Origin of the sequence: Klebsiella sp. CN_Kp104 (assembly GCF_040064515.1) — a bacterium.
Classification (GTDB): domain Bacteria; phylum Pseudomonadota; class Gammaproteobacteria; order Enterobacterales; family Enterobacteriaceae; genus Klebsiella; species Klebsiella aerogenes.
On record NZ_JBEAII010000001.1, the window covers coordinates 209,049 to 229,766 of the forward strand.

Consider the following 20,718-nt stretch of genomic DNA (forward strand, 5'->3'; position numbering starts at 1 on the left):
CATGTCGGTATTGCAACTGTCGCTAAAAGAGGCTCGCCATCTTCATCTTGCGGCGCAAGGGTTACTGAAAAAGCCCCGACGTCGCGCTCGCCAGACTGACATCCTTTCCACCATCCAGCAGATGTCGCTGCTGCAAATCGATACGATCAACGTGGTCGCCCGTAGCCCTTATCTGGTGCTGTTTAGCCGCCTTGGTAGCTATCCGCAGCACTGGCTGGATGATTCCTTGCGTAGCGGCGAACTGATGGAATACTGGGCGCATGAAGCCTGTTTTTTGCCACGCAGCGATTTCGCCCTCGTGCGCCACCGGATGTTGAATCCCGACAAGATGGGCTGGAAATATCATAAAGAGTGGATGCTCGAGCATGCCGCGAGCATAGAAGAGTTGCTGGAGCATATCGCGCAAAATGGCCCGGTTCGCTCGGCGGATTTTTCCCATCCACGTAAAGGCGCCAGCGGCTGGTGGGAGTGGAAACCACATAAACGTCATCTGGAAGGGTTGTTCACCGCCGGCAAACTGATGGTCGTTGAGCGGCGTAATTTTCATCGCGTCTATGATTTAACCCATCGTGCGATGCCGCACTGGGATGATGGGCGCGATGCGCTCTCCCGTCAGGAGGCCGAGTCCATTATGCTACGTAACAGCGCGCGCAGCTTGGGCGTTTTTCGTCCACAGTGGCTGGCCGATTATTATCGTCTACGCCAGCCTGCATTACCGGCGCTGCTGAAGGGCTGGCAGGATGAGGGGCTGGTGGTGCCGGTGATGGTTGAGGAGTTGGGTGAGATGTGGCTGCACCGCGATCTGCAAGCTGTGCTGGAATCGGCATCCGGCGGTAAGTTAACCGCCAGCCACAGCGCCGTGCTCTCGCCGTTTGATCCGGTAGTCTGGGACCGTAAACGCGCCGAGCAGTTATTCAACTTCAGCTATCGGCTGGAATGTTATACCCCAGCGCCGAAACGGCAATACGGCTACTTTGTACTACCGTTGCTGCATCAGGGCAAACTGGTTGGCAGGATGGACAGCAAGTTGCACCGTAAGGGCGGTGTGCTGGAGATCTTTTCGCTGTGGCTGGAAGAGGGGGTTAAAGTGACTGCCGGACTGGAGAGCGGACTCCAGCGAGCAATTAATGATTTTGCGCGCTGGCAAGGGGCAGAAGAGATTGTGCTGCGCCAGTTACCCGCGACGCTATTTGCTAACCAGCGGCAAGGTTGGGGCGTTGATGCCGCGTGATACGCGGGCTACCATCCTGTGATATGCTGCTGCCAAATCTATTCGGTCCATCAGGAGGAATCATGGATCACCGTTTACTCGAAATTATCGCCTGCCCGGTTTGCAACGGTAAGCTGTACTACAGCCAGGATAAGCAAGAGCTTATCTGTAAAGCCGACAGCCTGGCCTTCCCGCTGCGCGACGGGATCCCGGTACTGCTTGAAAACGAAGCGCGCTCGCTCGCGGTTGAAGAGAGCCAGCCATGAGTTTTGTCGTCATTATTCCCGCGCGATTTGCCTCCACGCGCCTGCCGGGGAAACCGCTGCAGGATATCAACGGTAAGCCGATGATCGTCCACGTGCTGGAACGCGCCCGCGAATCCGGCGCGGATCGCATTATCGTCGCCACCGACCATGAAGATGTCGCGCGTGCGGTTGAAGCCGCGGGCGGCGAGGTTTGTATGACCCGCGCCGACCATCAATCCGGCACCGAACGTCTGGCGGAAGTCGTTGAAAAATGTGCTTTCAGCGATGACACTATCATCGTCAATGTTCAGGGTGATGAACCGATGATCCCGTCGGCGATCGTGCGCCAGGTGGCGGAAAACCTTGCGGCCAGCACCAGCGGGATGGCAACGCTGGCGGTGCCTATCCACGATGCCGAAGAAGCATTTAACCCGAATGCGGTCAAAGTGGTCATGGATGCCGACGGCTATGCGCTCTATTTTTCTCGAGCGACTATTCCCTGGGATCGCGATCGTTTTGCAAAATCGCGCGAAGAAATTGGCGATTCCCTGCTGCGCCATATTGGTATTTACGCTTATCGCGCCGGTTTTATTCGCCGCTACGTCAGCTGGGCGCCAAGCCCACTTGAGCAAATTGAGATGCTCGAACAGCTGCGCGTACTATGGTACGGCGAAAAAATCCACGTCGCGGTGGCGGAAGTGGTTCCTGGCACCGGCGTTGATACGCCGGAAGATCTGGAGCGCGTCCGCGCCGAGCTGCGTTAATCCTTGCCGTCCCCTTCGCCTGAAGGGGACATATTTCTGCCGCTAATTAGCCCATTTTTGATCTTATCCGCTGACAAGTCGCCCCCAGACGCTCATTATGAAAACAGTAGTCTTCATGAGGGTATCTATGATGGAACAGTTGCGAGCCGAACTGAGCCACCTGCTTGGCGAGAAGCTAAGCCGCGTGGAGTGCGTTAGCGAGAAACCCTCGTCAGCGCTATGGTCGCTGTATGATGCGCAGGGAAACCCGATGCCGCTGTTGGCGAAAAGCTTTACCACGCCCGGCGTGGCGCGCCAGCTGGCGTGGAAAATTTCGCTGCTTGCCCGTAGCGGCACCGTTCGTATGCCGGTGGTATACGGCGTCATGACGCATGAAGAACATCCGGGACCTGACGTATTGCTCATTGAACGGTTACGCGGCGTTTCAGTGGAAGCGCCAGCGCGCACGCCTGAGCGTTGGGAGCAACTGCAGGATCAGATTGTCGAGGGGTTACTGGCGTGGCATCGGCATGATAGCGGCGGCTGTGTGGGGATGGTTGATAGCACTCAGGAAAACCTCTGGCCGCACTGGTATCGCCAGCGGGTAGAAATGCTGTGGAGCACGCTCAACCTCTATCATGACACCGGGCTAACGATGCAGGATAAGCGTATTTTATTCCGCAGTCGTGAGAGCCTGCCGCAGTTGTTTAGCGATTTCAACGATAACTGCGTACTGGTCCATGGCTGCTTTACGCTACGTAGTATGCTCAAAGACGCGCGCAGCGATCAGCTGTTGGCGATGGTCGGTCCGGGGATGATGCTGTGGGCGCCGCGCGAGTACGAACTGTTCCGCCTCGCCGACGGCGGATTAGGGGAGCAGTTACTATGGCGCTACCTGCAGCGGGCGCCGGTAGCGGAGTCCTTCGTCTGGCGGCGTTGGCTGTATCAGTTATGGGATGAAGTCGAAAATCTGGTGAATACCGGGCGCTTCGATCGCGCCCGTTTCTCGCTTGCCGCGAAATCAATCCTGCCCTGGATCGCCTGACGCTCCCTTCAGCCACTGCCAGCTTCGTCCCAGGGTCTCGTAAATCGCGCGTTCGCTGTGCATCAGCCAATACGGTGACGGCAGCGCGCGTTCCCAGGGGTTAAGCGTCGATTCCACCGCCAACTGGTTGGCTGGCGCCGGTAATGGATTCAGTCCGGCATGGCGGAAAAATATCATCGCTCGCGGCAGATGCGAGGCGGATGTCACCAGCAGGAATGGCGCGCCGCCGATGGCTTTTTTTACTTCAGCCGCCTCCTGTTCGGTATCTTTTGGTCGGTCAAGGACGATAATCGCGCTGCGTGGTACGCCGAGGCTTTCGGCGACGCGCGCCCCCGCCTCGGCGGTACTAACCGGGTTGGTTTTGGCCGCCGCGCCGGTAAAGATCATTTTCGCGCCTGGGTTTTCCCGCCACAGGCGGATCCCCTCTGCCAGCCGCGGCAGGCTGTTGTTGATCAGGTTGGAGCTCGGCGCCCACTGCGGATTCCAGGTATAGCCGCCGCCCAGCACCACGACATACTCAACGGATTGACCGCCACGCCAGGTCGGGTAGCTTTTTTCGATAGGTTTTAACAACCCATCGGCTACCGGCTGCAGGCTTAACAGCGTCAGCAACAGCCAGCTCAGGGTGACCAGCGCTTTGCCGGTTTTTTGAAAACGGCTGCGCCAGAGCAGAATGATGCCGATCGCCATCAGCAATAACAGCAGAGGAAGCGGCAGCATCATGCCGCCCAATACCTTTTTCAGAGTGAAAAGCATCCCGAATGGTTCCTTTTTTAACCATATAACCAAAGTTATATACGGATCTTATAACAGATCGCTTCATTATCGCCGTGGGTATGACAAAATAGCGGTTTTGTGTTGGCTTGTGGAGTCGTCCGTGCAGGATCGCAATTTTGATGACATCGCTGAAAAGTTTTCGCGCAATATTTATGGCACCACCAAGGGCCAACTGCGCCAGGCGATCCTTTGGCAGGATCTGGAACCGCTGCTCGCGCAGATGGGGCCAGGGCCGTTGCGGGTACTTGATGCCGGCGGCGGCGAAGGGCAAACGGCGATCCGCGTCGCGGAATTAGGCCATCACGTGACGCTATGCGATCTTTCCGCCGAAATGGTGGCTCGTGCTCAGCAGGCCGCCCGCGATAAAGGTGTGATCGACAACATGCATTTTGTACAATGCGCGGCGCAGGATATTGCTCAGCATTTGGAAAGCCCCGTCGATCTGATACTGTTTCATGCGGTGCTTGAGTGGGTCGCGGAACCGCAGGAAATGTTGCGCACGCTGTGGTCGGTGTTGCGCCCTGGCGGCGCGCTGTCGTTAATGTTCTACAATGCTAACGGCCTGCTGATGCACAATATGGTCGCCGGAAACTTCGACTACGTGCAAATCGGCATGCCGAAAAAGAAAAAACGCACGCTGTCGCCGGATTATCCGCGCGATCCGCAGCAGGTATACGGCTGGCTGGAAGCTCTCGGTTGGCAGATAACCGGTAAAACCGGCGTGCGGGTGTTTCATGATTATCTGCGTGAGAAACGTAAACAGCATGACAGCTTTACTGCGCTGCTGGAGCTGGAAACGCGCTACTGTCGCCAGGAGCCGTATATCAGCCTGGGCCGCTATATTCATGTCACTGCGCTTAAGAAAGATCCAGGCGCACAGCCGCAGATGCAAGGATAAACTATGAGTGAATTTTCCCAGACAGTCCCCGAACTGGTTGCCTGGGCCAGGAAAAATGATTTTTCCATCTCGCTGCCGGTCGACAGACTCTCTTTTCTGCTGGCTGTCGCCACGCTGAACGGCGAGCGGCTGGAAGGGGAAATGACCGAGGGAGAACTGGTGGACGCGTTCCGCCACGTCAGTGATGCGTTTGAGCAGACCAGCGAAACCATCAGCCAGCGCGCCAATAACGCCATCAACGATATGGTGCGCCAGCGTCTGCTGAACCGCTTTACCAGCGAAATAACGGAAGGGAATGCGATCTACCGCCTGACGCCGTTAGGTATTGGCATTACCGACTACTATATTCGCCAGCGTGAATTCTCCACCCTGCGTTTGTCGATGCAGCTGTCGATTGTGGCCGGCGAACTGAAGCGGGCTGCAGATTCCGCGGATGAGGGCGGCGATGAATTCCACTGGCATCGCAACGTCTTTGCGCCGCTGAAATATTCGGTGGCGGAAATCTTCGATAGTATCGATCTGACTCAACGCATCATGGATGAGCAGCAACAGCAGGTGAAAGACGATATCGCCCAGTTGCTGAACAAAGACTGGCGCGCGGCGATTTCCAGCTGCGAACTGTTGCTGTCCGAAACCTCCGGCACTCTGCGCGAATTGCAAGATACTCTGGATGCGGCGGGCGATAAGCTACAGGCCAACCTGCTGCGTATCCAGGACGCCACCATCGCGCGCGACGATCTGCATTTTGTCGACCGTCTGGTGTTCGACCTGCAAAGCAAGCTCGATCGTATTGTCAGCTGGGGTCAACAGGCTATCGACCTGTGGATCGGTTACGATCGTCACGTACATAAATTTATCCGTACCGCCATCGATATGGATAAAAACCGCGTTTTCGCCCAGCGTTTGTGTCAGTCGGTACAGACCTACTTCGACGCACCGTGGGCGCTGACCTATGCCAGCGCCGACCGTTTGCTGGATATGCGCGATGAAGAGATGGCGCTGCGCGATGAAGAAGTCACCGGCGAGCTGCCGGCAGACCTTGAATTCGAAGAGTTCAACGAAATTCGCGAGCAGCTGGCCGCGCTGATTGAAGCGCAGCTGGCGGTCTACAAAGAGAAGGGTATGCCGCTGGATCTCGGCCTGGTGGCGCGAGAGTTTCTGGCGCAGTATCCGCGCGCGCGTCACTTTGACGTCGCGCGAATCGTTGTTGACCAGGCGGTACAGCTGGGCGTCGCCCAGGCAGATTTCACCGGACTGCCGGCAAAATGGCAGCCGATTAATGATTACGGAGCCAAGGTACAGGCGCATGTCATTGACAAATATTGAACAAGTGATGCCAGCTAAGCTGGCGCAGGCGTTGGCCAATCCGTTATTTCCGGCGCTGGACAGCGCCCTGCGTGCGGGCCGCCACATTGGCCTGGATGAGCTGGATAATCACGCATTTTTGATGGATTTTCAGGATTACCTGGAAGAGTTTTACGCGCGCTACAACGTTGAGCTGATTCGCGCGCCGGAGGGGTTCTTCTACCTGCGTCCGCGCTCCACGACGTTGATCCCGCGCTCGGTATTATCAGAGCTGGATATGATGGTCGGCAAAATTCTGTGCTACCTCTACCTCAGCCCCGAACGTCTGGCTAATGAAGGCATCTTCACTCAGCAAGAGCTCTACGATGAGCTGCTGACGCTGGCGGATGAAAGCAAATTGCTGAAGCTGGTCAACAACCGTTCCACCGGTTCCGACCTCGACCGCCAGAAGCTGCAGGAAAAAATGCGCGCGTCCCTCAACCGCCTGCGCCGCCTCGGCATGGTGTGGTTTATGGGCCACGACAGCAGTAAATTCCGCATCACCGAATCGGTGTTCCGCTTTGGCGCTGACGTGCGCGTTGGCGACGATCCGCGCGAAGCGCAGCTGCGCATGATCCGCGACGGCGAAGCGATGGCGCTGGAGAATCACCTGCAGCTCAATGATGAGAATGAAGAGAATCAGCCGGATAGCGGGGAGGAAGAATAATGATTGAACGCGGTAAGTTTCGCTCGCTGACGCTGGTTAACTGGAACGGTTTTTTTGCCCGGACCTTCGATCTTGATGAGCTGGTAACCACCCTTTCCGGGGGTAACGGTGCCGGTAAATCCACGACCATGGCGGCTTTCGTCACGGCGCTGATCCCGGATTTAACCCTGCTGCACTTCCGTAACACCACCGAAGCGGGCGCCACAAGCGGTTCGCGTGATAAAGGCCTGCACGGTAAACTGCGCGCCGGCGTCTGTTACTCGGTGCTTGATGTGATCAACTCGCGCCACCAGCGTGTGGTGGTTGGCGTGCGTCTGCAGCAGGTTGCCGGGCGCGACCGTAAAGTCGATATTAAGCCATTTGCCATCCAGGGATTGCCAACCTCGATCCAGCCGACCCAACTGTTGACCGAAACCCTTAACGAGCGCCAGGCGCGCGTCGTGAGCCTCAACGAGCTGAAAGAGAAGCTCGACGCGATGGAAGGGGTGCAGTTCAAACAGTTTAACTCGATTACCGAATATCACTCGCTGATGTTTGATTTGGGCGTGGTGGCGCGTCGTCTGCGTTCAGCATCCGATCGTAGCAAATACTACCGCCTGATCGAGGCCTCGCTGTACGGCGGGATCTCCAGCACCATTACCCGCTCCCTGCGCGATTACCTGCTGCCGGAAAACAGCGGCGTACGTAAGGCATTCCAGGATATGGAAGCGGCGCTGCGTGAAAACCGTATGACGCTGGAAGCGATTCGCGTTACCCAGTCCGATCGCGATCTGTTTAAGCACCTTATCAGTGAAGCCACCAACTACGTGGCGGCGGACTACATGCGTCACGCCAACGAGCGGCGCATCCATCTGGATAAAGCGCTGGAGTACCGTCGCGAGCTCTTTACCTCGCGTTCGCAGCTGGCGGCAGAGCAGTACAAACATGTCGATATGGCACGCGAGCTGCAGGAACACAACGGCGCAGAAGGCGATCTGGAAGCCGACTACCAGGCCGCCAGCGATCACCTGAACCTGGTACAAACCGCGCTGCGTCAGCAGGAAAAAATCGAGCGCTACGAGGCGGATCTCGACGAACTGCAGATCCGTCTGGAAGAGCAAAATGAAGTGGTGGCGGAAGCCGCCGACCAGCAGGAAGAGAACGAAGCCCGCGCCGAGGCCGCCGAACTGGAAGTGGATGAGCTGAAGAGCCAGCTCGCCGATTACCAGCAGGCGCTCGACGTGCAGCAGACTCGCGCCATTCAGTACAATCAGGCGCTACAGGCGCTGGAACGCGCGCGCGCGCTGTGTCACCTGCCGGATCTAACCGCCGACAGCGCCGACGAATGGCTGGAAACGTTCCAGGCGAAAGAGCTGGAAGCGACGGAAAAAATGCTGTCGCTGGAACAGAAAATGAGCGTGGCACAAACCGCGCACAGCCAGTTTGAACAAGCGTATCAGCTGGTTGCGGCGATCAACGGGCCGCTGGCGCGTAATGAAGCCTGGGATGTGGCGCGTGAATTACTACGCGACGGCGTCAACCAGCGTCATCTGGCGGAGCAGGCGCATGGGCTGCGTAGCCGTCTCAACGAGCTGGAACAGCGTCTGCGTGAACAACAAGACGCCGAGCGCCAGCTGGCCGAATTCTGTAAGCGCCAGGGCAAACGCTACGATATTGACGATTTGGAAACGCGGCATCAGGAGCTGGAAGCGCGCATTGCCTCATTGGCCGACAGCGTCTCTAACGCTCAGGAACAGCGCATGGCTCTGCGTCAGGAGCTTGAGCAGCTGCAGTCGCGTACCCAGACGCTGATGCGCCGGGCGCCGATTTGGCTGGCGGCGCAAAACAGCCTCAACCAACTGTGCGAGCAGAGCGGCGAGCAGTTTGAATCAAGCCAGGACGTCACCGAATACCTGCAGCAGCTGCTGGAGCGCGAGCGCGAAGCAATTGTTGAGCGTGATGAAGTCGGCGCCCGCAAGCGCGCCATCGACGAAGAAATCGAGCGTCTCAGCCAGCCGGGCGGTTCTGAAGACCCTCGTCTGAACGCGCTGGCAGAGCGCTTTGGCGGCGTGTTGTTGTCGGAAATCTATGACGACGTTAGCCTCGACGATGCGCCGTACTTCTCCGCGCTGTATGGCCCATCGCGCCATGCGATCGTGGTTCCGGATCTGTCACAGGTGGCGGAGCAGCTCGAAGGGCTGGAAGATTGCCCGGAAGACCTGTATCTGATCGAAGGCGATCCGCAGTCCTTCGATGACAGCGTATTCAGCGTCGATGAGCTGGAAAAAGCGGTGGTGGTGAAGATTGCCGACCGCCAGTGGCGCTATTCGCGTTTCCCGACGCTGCCGCTGTTTGGCCGCGCCGCCCGTGAAAACCGCATCGAAACGCTGCACGCCGAGCGTGAAAGTCTCTCCGAGCGTTTTGCTACGCTGTCGTTTGACGTGCAGAAAACGCAGCGCCTGCATCAGGCCTTCAGCCGCTTCATCGGTAGCCATCTGGCGGTTGCCTTTGATGACGACCCGGAAGAAGAGATCCGCAAACTCAATAGCCGCCGCGGCGAACTCGAGCGTGCGCTGAATGCGCATGAAAGTGATAACCAGCAGAACCGCGTTCAGTATGAGCAGGCGAAAGAGGGCGTGTCGGCGCTTAACCGCCTGCTGCCGCGTCTGAATCTGCTGGCCGATGAGACGCTGGCCGATCGCGTAGATGAAATCCAGGAGCGTCTGGACGAAGCGCAGGAAGCGGCGCGCTTTATCCAGCAGCATGGCAATCAGCTGGCGAAACTGGAACCGATCGTCTCGGTACTGCAAAGCGACCCGGAACAGTTTGAACAGCTGAAAGAAGACTATGCCTATTCGCAGCAAATCCAGCGCGATGCGCGTCAGCAGGCTTTCGCGTTGGCGGAAGTCGTGCAGCGCCGCGCCCACTTCAGCTACTCTGACTCGGCGGAGATGCTCAGCGGCAACAGCGATCTCAACGAAAAGCTGCGCCAGCGTCTGCAACAAGCAGAATCCGAGCGTAGCCGCGCTCGCGAAGCGATGCGTAGCCACGTTGCGCAGCTGAACCAGTACAACCAGGTGCTGGCGTCGCTGAAAAGCTCGTATGACACCAAGAAAGAGCTGCTCAACGATCTGTATAAAGAGCTGCAGGATATCGGCGTACGCGCCGATACCGGCGCGGAAGAGCGTGCGCGTGCGCGTCGTGATGAACTGCATATGCAGCTGAGCAACAACCGCTCCCGTCGTAATCAGCTGGAGAAAGCGTTGACCTTCTGCGAAGCGGAGATGGACAACCTGACCCGCAAACTGCGCAAGCTGGAGCGCGATTACTGCGAAATGCGCGAGCAGGTGGTGAGCGCTAAAGCGGGATGGTGCGCGGTGATGCGTCTGGTGAAAGACAACGGCGTGGAACGTCGTCTGCACCGCCGCGAGCTGGCCTATCTCTCCGCCGACGAACTGCGTTCGATGTCGGATAAGGCGCTGGGCGCGCTGCGTCTGGCGGTCGCCGATAACGAACACCTGCGCGACGTCCTGCGTATTTCGGAAGATCCTAAACGTCCGGAGCGCAAAATTCAGTTCTTCGTTGCGGTTTATCAGCATCTGCGCGAGCGAATCCGCCAGGATATTATTCGCACTGACGATCCGGTAGAAGCGATCGAGCAGATGGAAATCGAGCTCAGCCGTCTGACCGAAGAGCTGACCAACCGCGAACAGAAGCTGGCAATTAGCTCCCGCAGCGTGGCGAATATCATTCGCAAGACCATCCAGCGTGAACAGAACCGTATTCGCATGCTCAACCAGGGGCTGCAGAGCGTATCGTTCGGCCAGGTCAACAGCGTGCGTCTGAACGTCAACGTGCGCGAGACCCACTCGACGCTGCTGGATGTCCTGTCTGAACAGCATGAACAACATCAGGATCTGTTTAACAGCAATCGCCTGACCTTCTCGGAAGCGCTGGCCAAACTGTATCAGCGCCTGAATCCGCAGATTGACATGGGGCAACGTACGCCGCAAACCATCGGTGAGGAACTGCTCGACTACCGCAACTATCTGGAGATGGAAGTGGAAGTTAACCGTGGTTCCGACGGCTGGCTGCGCGCGGAGTCCGGCGCGCTGTCGACCGGTGAAGCGATCGGTACCGGGATGTCGATTCTGGTGATGGTGGTGCAGAGCTGGGAAGATGAATCCCGTCGCCTGCGCGGCAAGGATATCTCGCCTTGCCGTCTGCTGTTCCTCGATGAAGCAGCACGTCTGGATGCTCGCTCTATCGCCACGCTGTTCGAACTGTGTGAACGTCTCGAGATGCAGCTAATTATCGCGGCGCCGGAAAATATCAGCCCGGAAAAAGGCACCACCTATAAACTGGTGCGTAAAGTGTTCAATAATCACGAACATGTACACGTTGTCGGGCTGCGCGGTTTTGCCGCGCCGGTGCCGGAAGCGCTGCCTGGAACCGCTGACGCCTCCTGAAAGGGCGTCGATTAATAGGAAAAAGGGTGACAATTTGTCGCCCTTTTTGTTTTTCTGTACAGTACGCTAACAAGGTATAGTCTTTAAACTTCTTTACATTTGGTAAGGCAAAAGCGTTTTCGCCTTTATATACTGAGAATAAGCCCCATCAGGCGGGCAGCAATGTGTTAACAGGGGGCAAGGGATGTTGCTAAAGAAACGGTATGGTCGACAATTGTCGGTGCTCAGCTTGAGCCTGGCTTTTGCATTTGCTCCGCTGTTTAATGTTCAGGCCGCAGAGCCTGAAGTCATACCCACTGATAGTTCCGCGACGGTGGGCGATCTTTCGTCGGCATTGGTACAAAACGATGGTCAGTCCGCTGCGGTCGCGCAAATGGCCGGCGAGCAGCCGCTGGCGGCGGATGCGGTGGCGAAAAGCCGTGCTGAAATCGAGGCCATGCTGCCGTCGGGTTATCATCCGGTTTATATCAACCCGCTGGTGGCGCTATACGCTGCCCGCGACATGAAACCCATGTGGGAGAACCGCGAAGCAGTACAGGCCTTCCAGCAGCAGCTGGCAGAGGTCGCTATCGCCGGTTTCCAGCCGCAGTTCACCACCTGGGTGAGCCTGCTGACGGATCCGTCCGTCAGCGGCATGGCTCGCGATGTCGTGCTTTCCGACGCCATGATGGGATATCTGCATTTTATTAGCGGTATTCCGATGCAGGGGAACCGTTGGCTGTATGGCTCAACGCCGTACAAAATGGCGACGCCGCCGCTGTCGGTGATTAACCAGTGGCAGCTGGCGCTGGATAACGGTTCGCTACCGCAGTTTATTGCCGGACTGGCGCCACAACATTCACAATATGAAGCAATGCATCAGGCGCTGCTGACGCTGGTGGCGGATAACCGTCCGTGGCCACAACTGACCAGCAACGCCTCGCTTCGTCCGGGAGAGTGGAGTAACGATATCGGCGCGCTGCGTGAAATCCTGCAGCGTACCGGCATGCTGGATGATTCGGCGAAAATCGCCTTACCGGGCGATGTGGTTAGCCCATCGGCGAAACCGAAGTCGAAAGCAAAACCCGCCGCGCGTGGCGTTTACGATCGCCAACTGGTAGAAGGCGTTAAGCGCTTTCAGGCCTGGCAAGGGCTGGGCGCTGATGGCGTCATCGGCCAGTCCACCCGCGACTGGCTGAACGTCTCTTCGGCGCAGCGTGCCGGGGTGCTGGCGCTGAATATCCAGCGTCTGCGTTTGCTACCGAGCAAATTGTCCACCGGCATCATGGTCAATATTCCGGCGTTCTCGCTGGTCTACTATCAGGACGGCAGTCAGGTGCTGGCATCGAGGGTCATTGTCGGTCGTCCGGATCGTAAAACGCCGATGATGAGCAGCGCGTTGAACAACGTGGTGGTCAACCCGCCGTGGAACGTGCCGCCGACGCTGGCGCGCAAAGATATTCTGCCGAAGGTGCGTAACAATCCGGGCTATCTGGAGCAGCATGGCTATACGTTGATGCGCGGCTGGAACAGCAAAGAAGCTATCGATCCGTATGGTGTCGATTGGTCTACCATCACCGAGAAGAATCTACCGTTCCGTTTCCAGCAGGCGCCGGGCGCACGCAACTCGCTGGGGCGGTATAAGTTCAATATGCCAAGCTCGGATGCTATTTATCTCCACGATACGCCGAACCACAATCTGTTCCAGAAAGATGTTCGCGCGTTGAGCTCGGGCTGCGTTCGCGTCAATAAAGCCTCTGAGCTGGCGAATATGCTATTGCAGGATGCGGGCTGGAATGATTCACGCATTTCCGACGCGCTGAAGCAGGGGGATACGCGCTACGTCAATATTCGGCAAAATATTCCGGTTAATTTATATTATTTAACTGCCTTTGTTGGCGCTGATGGACGTACACAATATCGAACAGATATTTACAATTACGATCTCACCGCGCGATCCAGCGCACAAATTCTGCCAAAAGCGGAACAATTAATCAGGTAAATGAAGTAGTTCTGCGAAAAATGTTGTCCTAGCACTGAACGAAATCGGGCCCTGGTCGTCTACAAGGCCCGTATTTCCTGGGGTGAGGCTGCCTTGACGTTGGCAATAATGCCCGGTAAGGTGCCTTTCGTGCGCCAGAAGTGCATATACATATAATCCGCAAAAATGTGTTGCGGCGGTCAATACGACCCAGCCAAGGACATTTTAGCGGAAAAGTATATTACGATTCATTTACCTGTAGACCTGATTATCATGGACAAATTTGACGCTAATCGCCGCAGATTGCTGGCGTTGGGTGGCGCTGCCCTCGGTGCTGCCGCCATTCTCCCTGCGCCGGCATTTGCCACCCTCTCGACCCCCCGACCGCGTATTTTGACGCTGAATAACCTGCACACCGGTGAATCACTCAAGGCGGAGTTTTTCGATGGTAGAGGCTATATTCAGGATGAATTAGCAAGACTTAACCACTTTTTCCGTGATTTCCGCGCGAACAAAATTAAGTCTATTGACCCAGGATTGTTCGATCAGCTTTACCGCCTGCAGGGACTACTCGGCACCAACAAGCCTGTCCAGCTCATCTCCGGTTATCGCTCCGTCGATACCAACGATGAACTTCGCGCACGAAGCCGTGGTGTAGCGAAACACAGCTATCACACCAAAGGCCAGGCGATGGATTTCCACATTGAAGGCGTTGCCTTAAGCAATATTCGCAAAGCGGCGTTATCTATGCGCTCAGGTGGTGTAGGATACTACCCACGTAGCAACTTTGTGCATATTGATACCGGTCCGGTACGGCACTGGTAACGAAAGGAGCATCATGAACTATCGTATTATTCCGGTCACGGCGTTCGCCCAGAACTGTTCTTTAATCTGGTGTGAACAAACCCGGCTTGCCGCGCTGGTCGATCCTGGCGGCGATGCCGAGCGCATCAAGGAAGAAGTGGCGGCGGCAGGCGTCAGCCTGATGCAGATCCTGTTGACGCATGGTCACCTGGATCACGTCGGCGCCGCAGCCGAGCTGGCGCAACATTACGGTGTGCCAATTATTGGACCGGAAAAAGAAGATGAGTTCTGGCTGGAAGGATTGCCGGCGCAAAGCCGTATGTTCGGGCTGGATGAGTGTCAGCCGTTGCAGCCGGACCGCTGGCTAAATGAAGGCGATGTGGTGACCGTCGGCAATATCGCTTTGCAGGTATTGCACTGTCCAGGTCATACGCCGGGGCACGTGGTTTTCTTTGACGATGCCTCTCGTCTGCTGATTTCCGGCGATGTGATTTTCAAAGGCGGAGTAGGGCGCAGCGACTTCCCGCGCGGCGACCATGGCCAGCTGATTGATGCGATTAAACGTAAGCTGTTGCCATTGGGCGACGACGTGACGTTTATCCCCGGTCATGGCCCGTTATCGACGCTGGGATATGAGCGCCTTCACAATCCGTTCCTGCAGGATGAAATGCCGGTCTGGTAATGCCTGACCTCAAAGAAATAAAAAAGGCCGCGTCTGCGGCCTTTTTCTTATGCGTCACGGCTGAAAATTACAGCACCGCGACAATGGCTTCGCACAGCGGCGACATGTTATCAGGCGTCATGCCGGCAACGTTGATACGCCCGGATGCGACCGCATAAATAGCGAACTCTTCACGCAGACGAAGTACTTGCTCTTTGGTCAGGCCGCTAAATGAGAACATCCCATTCTGTTTGGTGATGAAGGTAAAGTCGCGGCTGGCGCCTTTTTCCTGCAGGGTATTCACAAACAGTAAGCGCATGCGCTGAATACGCTGGCGCATATCGGTGAGCTCTTGTTCCCAGATGGCGCGCAGCGCGTCGTTGCTGAGAATCGTCGCCACCACGGAGGCGCCGTGCGCCGGCGGGTTAGAGTAGTTGGCGCGGATCACCGCTTTCATCTGGCTAAACGCGCGATCGACGGTGTCTTGATCGGCGGCAACCAGCGTACAGGCGCCAACGCGCTCGTTATACAGGCCGAAGTTTTTCGAGTAAGAACTGGCGACCAGCAACTCTTTATGCAGAGCGGCAAACGCGCGCAGGCCTTCAGCGTCTTCTTCCAGACCGCGGGCGAAGCCCTGGTAGGCGAAGTCAAACAGCGGCAGCCAGCCTTTTTCAGCAGACATTTGCGCCAGCTGTTGCCACTGTTCCAGCGTCGGATCGATGCCGGTTGGGTTGTGGCAGCAGCCGTGGAACAGTACGACATCACCCGCTTGCGCCTCGTTCAGGCTGGCCAGCAAGCCGTCGAAATCAAGCTGGTGGTTGGCGGCATCATAATAAGCATATTCGCGCACTTCCAGCCCGGCGGCGCCGAAAACGCTTTTATGGTTTGGCCAGCTTGGATTGCTTACCCATACCCGTTTAACGTCGGTGTTTTTGGCAAGGAAATCAGCCGCAACGCGCAGGCCGCCGGTACCGCCTGGGGTCTGGGCGGTGCGGGCGCGCTTATCGTTGATAATTGCGCTTCCTTTACCGAACAGCAGCTCCTGAGTGCAGCGACCAAACTCCGGAATACCATCAATACCGAGGTAGTTTTTGGTGGTTTCATTTTCCAGCAGATATTGCTCGGCTTTTTTTACGCTGGTCAGAACAGGCGTTTTACCTGTCTCATCTTTGTAAACACCAATTCCGAGGTTAATTTTGCCTGGGCGGTCATCGGCACGAAACAGATCGGCCAGGCCCAGAATAGGGTCGGCAGGGGCGGCTGTAATGTTCTCAAACATGACGAGGTTCCATTGTGATTACTGAGGGAAATCCGCTATCAGGGTAACGGTAGATTTACAAATTGCCAACCGTTTGCGACAAAAAGCGAGAAGGTTTTTGCAAGTTACGATCTTCGTCTTAGTAACGCAGAAAAGCAGGACCGAAGTCCTGCTTTTTAGGCATATCACGAAGGGGTGTACTACAGATTAGAACTGGTAAACGATACCAACCGCAGCCTGGTCGTCGGTGGCTACGCCAGCTGCGCGAGTGTAGGCATTATCATCCAGTTGGTTGAACTTGTACGCCGCGTACACGTTCATGTTTTTGTTGAAGTAGTACCAGGTACCCAGTTCTACGTATTTAACCAGGTCCGCATCGCCGCCGCCGAAGCCACCGCGAGCCTGCAGGTTTTTACCTTTAGTCTGCACGTAGCCCAGGGACGGACGCAGACCGAAATCGAACTGGTATTGAACTACGGCTTCGAAGTTCTGAGTTTTGCCCGCGAAGTGGTCATCTTCTTCCGGCGTCATGTTGTAAGTCTGGGAGTACATAACTGCGGCATAGATGTTGTTAGCATCGTACTTGGCAGAGGTTGCCCATGCTTCAGCTTTGTCACCGTTGCCGTCACGTTTCTGGTCAACGCTACGGTTGGAGTTAGCGTAACCTGCAGACAGCGCGATACCGTTATCAAACGCGTAGGTTGCCGCGGTGCTGAAACCGTCGCCATTCTGTTTGCGAATTGAGCGGTCGTGATCGTTTTTACCCTGATACTGCAGCGCAAAGCTCAGGCCGTCCACCAGACCGAAGAAGTCTGAGTTACGGTAGGTGGCCACGCCGTTGGTACGGCCGGTCATGAAGTTATCGGTGTAGTTCCAGCCGTCGCCGCCCCACTCAACCAGCATATCGGTTGCGGATTCAACGTCGTAGATGGCGCCGTAGTTACGGCCGTAATCGAATGAACCGTATTCACCCGCTTTCAGACCGGCGAAAGCCAGACGGGTTTTGGTGGTCTGGGAACCTTCAACGTTGGACGCATCCATGTTGTATTCCCACTGGCCGTAACCGATCAACTGGTCGTTGATCTGGGTTTCGCCTTTCAGGCCGATACGGGCATAGGTGGTGTCGTCACTGCTGGTGTCACCATTGGTGGTCCAGACATGTTCGCCAACCATTTTTCCGTAGAAATCCAGTTTGTTACCATTTTTGTTATAGATTTCCGCAGCGTTGGCCGCACCGGCTACCAGCAGGGCAGGGATCACCACTGCCAGAATATTGCGCTTCATCATTATTTATTACCCTCATTAATATTTTTTATATGACACTTGCCACCGCCAGCAATAATTTCCGTCAATGAAAATTTACAGAACTATTGAAGATAGTTTGGTGTCTGAAGGCATCTTTCCATCGGTAGTGCCGTTTCGCTAGCCGGAAAATGCTACCAATATCGTAAATTGGTTACTAAAAGAAAAAACATGTAACTAAATATGTATTTTTTGGAACTTTGTGAACTCAATCAAAATTCCGTTCCACTTTGCGAAGATTGTCACCTTCTCATATATATCTATATGAATTAGTTATGAATATTTTCGCTAAAGACAGATTTGATTATTTTTTAGCTCAATTCGGTCCCTTTTTTGCTCAGGCGCTATTTTTGCATAACGTGCGCAGAATGATTAAAAAATAATCAAATCAATCAGTGTATTCACTTGTGTCTTAACATAAGGTGCGAAATCTACGTACGAAGGGTAAGGAAATAGTGAGTAACATAATTACGAATTGTGAAGGTTGATGTTTAAGTTTGTTGAAATTCGTTCACGAAAATTGACATAAAAAAAAGGCCGGCTTGCGCCGACCTTGTCCGTGTTTTAGCGAAACGCGATTAGAATGTGGCGTTACGTGGCGTACGTGGGAAAGGAATCACGTCGCGAACGTTCTGTACGCCGGTTACGTAGGCGATAAGACGCTCGAAGCCCAGACCGAAGCCAGAATGCGGTACGGTGCCGTAACGACGCAGGTCGCGATACCACCAGTAATCTTCTTTATTCAGACCCATTTCGGCCATACGCGCGTCCAGCACGTCGAGACGCTCTTCACGCTGGGACCCGCCGATGATTTCGCCGATGCCCGGCGCCAGAACGTCCATTGCGGCGACGGTCTTACCGTCTTCGTTAAGGCGCATGTAGAACGCCTTAATGTCTTTCGGATAGTTTTTCACGACCACCGGCGCTTTGAAGTGCTCTTCGGCCAGATAACGCTCATGCTCGGAGGAGAGATCCACACCCCAATACACCGGGTTCTCAAACTGCTTGCCGCAGTTTTCCAGGATAGTGACGGCGTCGGTGTAATCAACCTGGGCGAAATCAGCAGAGACAAAACGCTGCAGACGGTCGATGGCGTCTTTATCTACGCGCTCGGCGAAGAACTTCATGTCATCCGCACGCTCTTCCAGTACCGCTTTGAAGACGTACTTCAGCATGGCTTCCGCCAGACCGGCAACATCGTTGAGGCTGGCGAAGGCTACCTCTGGCTCCAGCATCCAGAACTCCGCCAGGTGGCGGCTGGTGTTGGAGTTTTCGGCGCGGAAGGTTGGGCCGAAGGTATAGATTTTGGACAATGCGCAGGCATAGGTCTCACCGTTCAACTGACCGGAAACGGTCAGGAACGACTCTTTACCGAAGAAGTCTTTATCGAAGTCGACTTTACCCTGGTCGTTACGCGGCAGGTTTTCCAGATCCAGCGTTGATACGCGGAACATTTCACCGGCGCCTTCGGTATCGGAAGCGGTGATCAGCGGGGTGGATACCCAGAAGAAACCCTGTTCGTCGAAGAAACGGTGCAGCGCCTGCGCCAGGGTATGACGTACGCGCGCTACCGCGCCAATCAGGTTGGTGCGCGGACGCAGGTGCGCCACTTCACGCAGATACTCGATGCTGTGGCGCTTCGCCGCCATCGGGTAGGTGTCCGGATCCTCAACCCAGCCGGTGACTTCCACATTGGAGGCCTGGATTTCAAAGCTCTGTCCCTGACCCTGGGAGGCCACGACTTTACCGGTGACGATAACCGAGCAGCCGGTGGTCAGGCGCAACACTTCCTGATTGTAATTGGGCAGAGAATTATTAATAACGGCCTGTACAGGATCAAAGCAGGAACCGTCATAGACGGCGAGGAAAGAAAAGCCAGCTTTAGAATCTCGGCGGGTACGCACCCATCCGCGCACGGTGACTTCGCTGTCAACGGCAACGCGGCCCTGGAGTACGTCGGCTACAGGCACAACGCTCATAATATTCTCTCTATATAGTCCAATAAAAAAGTCTCTTCCCCTGCAACGGGGGGATATCTATGTTACCTGTCATCTTCCATCAGACAAGCAGAATTCGCATCATAAAGGGATAATTTGATAATAATTAATAAAGAAAAAGGAGCCTGCCAGGCTCCTTGTTGAAATTAACTCGCCTTTTTAATCGGCGGCAGGTCAAACGCCTCGCGCAGGGCGCGGACGAACGCCTTATCGTGGCAGATGGTTTTACCCGGGCTGTCGGAGAGTTTCGCCACCGGCTTGCCGTTACATTCTACTAGTTTTATCACGATATTTAGCGGTTTCACCTGTGGGATGTCGCAGGTTAACCGGGTGCCGATACCGAAGCTGAGCTTCACCCGCGAGGAGAAGTGGCGATACAGATCGACCGCTTTGGCGAGGTCGAGGTTATCGGAGAACACCAGCACTTTACTCATCGGGTCGATACCCAATTTCTGATAATGGGCGATTGCTTTCTCGCCCCACTCCAGCGGATCCCCGGAGTCATGGCGTAGCCCCTGATAGCGGGTGGCGAATTCAGGACCGAAATCACGCAGGAAAGCGTCCATGGTGATGCAGTCGGTCAGGGCAATACCCAGCTGATCCGGATATTCCGCCAGCCAGGCGGCAAGCGCCGCGCGTTGGCTGCTGGCCAGGTTTGGACTGATCTGCTGGTGGGCCTGGAACCATTCGTGCGCCTGGGTACCCATCGGGGTTAAATTCAATCGGCGGGCCAGATCGTAGTTGCTGGTGCCGACAAACCACGGCTCCTGCTGCAAGCGCTGCACGATAGCCTGCTGTACTTCGCGGGAGAAGCGGCGGCGGGTGCCGAAATCCATCAGGCGGAATGCCGACATATCGATGTCGGCGGTCATGTCGGCGAAGTCGGCAAGCTTATGTTCGAGCGTCTCCAGCGCCAGGCCGACGCTGATTTCCGGCGAACGGTAGTGGTGCACCAGTTCGCTGATGACCGCCAGCAGCGGCACTTCCCACATGATCACTTCGCGCCACGGCCCGGTGAGGCGAATATTCAGCTTACCATGATCGTTGATGACGGTGACCTGGCTTGGGTCGTAACGGAAGTCGCGCAGCCAGGCGAGATAGTCCTGCGAGAAGAACGGCAGGGTGGACAGCCAGCGATACTCATCGTCCTGCAGCTTCAGGTCGCGCATGGTTTCAACCTGCTCGCGAATCGCGTCGGCATAGATGCCGAGCAGGTCGTCTCCGCGGCAGCGGAACTCTGCCGCCACCTCCACATCATAGTAGCGGTGGAAGACGGCCTGCTGCATATGCAGCTTGTAGGCATCCGTATCAAGCAGCGAGTGCAGTACAGGAGAAGTGAATTGTGTCATGGTGCGCAGT

At 55.9% G+C, this 20,718-nt stretch carries 15 protein-coding genes and 1 pseudogene; 11 read left to right on the forward strand and 5 right to left on the reverse strand.

Annotated features, from left to right (window positions below):
- Position 1 precedes the first annotated feature (1 nt).
- From ABLU80_RS00960 to ABLU80_RS00975, 4 genes are all read left to right on the forward strand, one after another.
- Positions 2 to 1,231 carry a winged helix-turn-helix domain-containing protein gene (locus ABLU80_RS00960; protein WP_047739918.1) on the forward strand — a complete coding sequence of 410 codons (1,230 nt, stop codon included), beginning with the start codon at positions 2 to 4 and terminating at the stop codon, positions 1,229 to 1,231.
- A gap of 62 nt (positions 1,232 to 1,293) precedes the next feature.
- The gene (gene ycaR, locus ABLU80_RS00965; protein WP_015367465.1) at positions 1,294 to 1,476 is read left to right on the forward strand and encodes a protein YcaR; all 183 of its coding nucleotides are present in this window, start codon (positions 1,294 to 1,296) and stop codon (positions 1,474 to 1,476) included.
- Positions 1,473 to 2,219 (forward strand): 3-deoxy-manno-octulosonate cytidylyltransferase, encoded by a 747-nt coding sequence (gene kdsB / locus ABLU80_RS00970; protein WP_348849596.1) that lies wholly within the window; start codon positions 1,473 to 1,475, stop codon positions 2,217 to 2,219. The genes ycaR and kdsB overlap by 4 nt, the downstream gene beginning before the upstream one ends.
- A 130-nt stretch (positions 2,220 to 2,349) precedes the next feature.
- A complete protein-coding gene (locus ABLU80_RS00975; RefSeq protein WP_032706173.1) occupies positions 2,350 to 3,243 on the forward strand; it encodes a YcbJ family phosphotransferase in 894 nt (297 codons plus the stop codon).
- Here ABLU80_RS00975 and elyC read toward each other — a convergent pair.
- Positions 3,220 to 3,999, reverse strand: coding sequence for an envelope biogenesis factor ElyC (gene elyC, locus ABLU80_RS00980; RefSeq protein WP_063446002.1), 780 nt, complete (start codon positions 3,997 to 3,999; stop codon positions 3,220 to 3,222). The two genes, ABLU80_RS00975 and elyC, sit on opposite strands and share 24 nt — an antisense overlap.
- A gap of 121 nt (positions 4,000 to 4,120) precedes the next feature.
- On the opposite strand from elyC, the pseudogene cmoM reads away from it, so the two are divergent.
- From cmoM to ABLU80_RS01015, 7 genes and pseudogenes are all read left to right on the forward strand, one after another.
- Positions 4,121 to 4,925 (forward strand): annotated as a pseudogene (gene cmoM, locus ABLU80_RS00985) (tRNA uridine 5-oxyacetic acid(34) methyltransferase CmoM).
- Positions 4,922 to 6,244, forward strand: coding sequence for a chromosome partition protein MukF (gene mukF / locus ABLU80_RS00990; RefSeq protein WP_348849597.1), 1,323 nt, complete (start codon positions 4,922 to 4,924; stop codon positions 6,242 to 6,244). Before cmoM ends, mukF begins: the two are co-directional and overlap by 4 nt.
- Positions 6,225 to 6,929 (forward strand): chromosome partition protein MukE, encoded by a 705-nt coding sequence (gene mukE, locus ABLU80_RS00995; protein WP_015367459.1) that lies wholly within the window; start codon positions 6,225 to 6,227, stop codon positions 6,927 to 6,929. Before mukF ends, mukE begins: the two co-directional genes overlap by 20 nt.
- Entirely contained in the window at positions 6,929 to 11,377 is a 4,449-nt protein-coding gene (gene mukB / locus ABLU80_RS01000; RefSeq protein WP_348849598.1) for a chromosome partition protein MukB, read from the forward strand. The genes mukE and mukB overlap by 1 nt, the downstream gene beginning before the upstream one ends.
- A 184-nt stretch (positions 11,378 to 11,561) precedes the next feature.
- Positions 11,562 to 13,358 (forward strand): L,D-transpeptidase, encoded by a 1,797-nt coding sequence (gene ldtD / locus ABLU80_RS01005; protein ID WP_032705613.1) that lies wholly within the window; start codon positions 11,562 to 11,564, stop codon positions 13,356 to 13,358.
- Positions 13,359 to 13,610: 252 nt separating this feature from the next.
- Positions 13,611 to 14,162, forward strand: a complete 552-nt coding sequence (locus ABLU80_RS01010; protein ID WP_015367456.1) for a YcbK family protein — start codon at positions 13,611 to 13,613, stop codon at positions 14,160 to 14,162.
- A gap of 13 nt (positions 14,163 to 14,175) precedes the next feature.
- Positions 14,176 to 14,823 (forward strand): MBL fold metallo-hydrolase, encoded by a 648-nt coding sequence (locus ABLU80_RS01015; RefSeq protein WP_015367455.1) that lies wholly within the window; start codon positions 14,176 to 14,178, stop codon positions 14,821 to 14,823.
- 67 nt (positions 14,824 to 14,890) lie between these two features.
- On the opposite strand, the gene ABLU80_RS01020 is transcribed toward ABLU80_RS01015, so the two are convergent.
- The 4 genes from ABLU80_RS01020 to pncB form a co-directional block, all read right to left on the reverse strand.
- The gene (locus ABLU80_RS01020; RefSeq protein WP_015367454.1) at positions 14,891 to 16,081 is read right to left on the reverse strand and encodes an amino acid aminotransferase; all 1,191 of its coding nucleotides are present in this window, start codon (positions 16,079 to 16,081) and stop codon (positions 14,891 to 14,893) included.
- Positions 16,082 to 16,267: 186 nt separating this feature from the next.
- The gene (ompK35, locus tag ABLU80_RS01025; RefSeq protein WP_015367453.1) at positions 16,268 to 17,347 is read right to left on the reverse strand and encodes a porin OmpK35; all 1,080 of its coding nucleotides are present in this window, start codon (positions 17,345 to 17,347) and stop codon (positions 16,268 to 16,270) included.
- Positions 17,348 to 17,940: 593 nt separating this feature from the next.
- Positions 17,941 to 19,341, reverse strand: a complete 1,401-nt coding sequence (gene asnS / locus ABLU80_RS01030) for an asparagine--tRNA ligase (RefSeq protein WP_015367451.1) — start codon at positions 19,339 to 19,341, stop codon at positions 17,941 to 17,943.
- 164 nt (positions 19,342 to 19,505) lie between these two features.
- Positions 19,506 to 20,708 carry a nicotinate phosphoribosyltransferase gene (gene pncB, locus ABLU80_RS01035; protein ID WP_336193412.1) on the reverse strand — a complete coding sequence of 401 codons (1,203 nt, stop codon included), beginning with the start codon at positions 20,706 to 20,708 and terminating at the stop codon, positions 19,506 to 19,508.
- Positions 20,709 to 20,718: the final 10 nt, after the last annotated feature.

What these genes read in the sequence shown, in the direction of transcription:
- ABLU80_RS01015 (WP_015367455.1), top strand. Translation starts at nt 14,176, where the DNA reads ATGAACTATCGTATTATTCCGGTCACGGCGTTCGCCCAGAACTGTTCT.
- pncB (WP_336193412.1), bottom strand. Translation starts at nt 20,708, where the DNA reads ATGACACAATTCACTTCTCCTGTACTGCACTCGCTGCTTGATACGGAT.
- ABLU80_RS01010 (WP_015367456.1), top strand. Translation starts at nt 13,611, where the DNA reads ATGGACAAATTTGACGCTAATCGCCGCAGATTGCTGGCGTTGGGTGGC.
- mukB (WP_348849598.1), top strand. Translation starts at nt 6,929, where the DNA reads ATGATTGAACGCGGTAAGTTTCGCTCGCTGACGCTGGTTAACTGGAAC.
- ompK35 (WP_015367453.1), bottom strand. Translation starts at nt 17,347, where the DNA reads ATGATGAAGCGCAATATTCTGGCAGTGGTGATCCCTGCCCTGCTGGTA.
- asnS (WP_015367451.1), bottom strand. Translation starts at nt 19,341, where the DNA reads ATGAGCGTTGTGCCTGTAGCCGACGTACTCCAGGGCCGCGTTGCCGTT.
- elyC (WP_063446002.1), bottom strand. Translation starts at nt 3,999, where the DNA reads ATGCTTTTCACTCTGAAAAAGGTATTGGGCGGCATGATGCTGCCGCTT.
- ldtD (WP_032705613.1), top strand. Translation starts at nt 11,562, where the DNA reads ATGTTGCTAAAGAAACGGTATGGTCGACAATTGTCGGTGCTCAGCTTG.
- ABLU80_RS00975 (WP_032706173.1), top strand. Translation starts at nt 2,350, where the DNA reads ATGGAACAGTTGCGAGCCGAACTGAGCCACCTGCTTGGCGAGAAGCTA.
- mukF (WP_348849597.1), top strand. Translation starts at nt 4,922, where the DNA reads ATGAGTGAATTTTCCCAGACAGTCCCCGAACTGGTTGCCTGGGCCAGG.
- ABLU80_RS00960 (WP_047739918.1), top strand. Translation starts at nt 2, where the DNA reads ATGTCGGTATTGCAACTGTCGCTAAAAGAGGCTCGCCATCTTCATCTT.
- ABLU80_RS01020 (WP_015367454.1), bottom strand. Translation starts at nt 16,081, where the DNA reads ATGTTTGAGAACATTACAGCCGCCCCTGCCGACCCTATTCTGGGCCTG.
- ycaR (WP_015367465.1), top strand. Translation starts at nt 1,294, where the DNA reads ATGGATCACCGTTTACTCGAAATTATCGCCTGCCCGGTTTGCAACGGT.
- mukE (WP_015367459.1), top strand. Translation starts at nt 6,225, where the DNA reads ATGTCATTGACAAATATTGAACAAGTGATGCCAGCTAAGCTGGCGCAG.
- kdsB (WP_348849596.1), top strand. Translation starts at nt 1,473, where the DNA reads ATGAGTTTTGTCGTCATTATTCCCGCGCGATTTGCCTCCACGCGCCTG.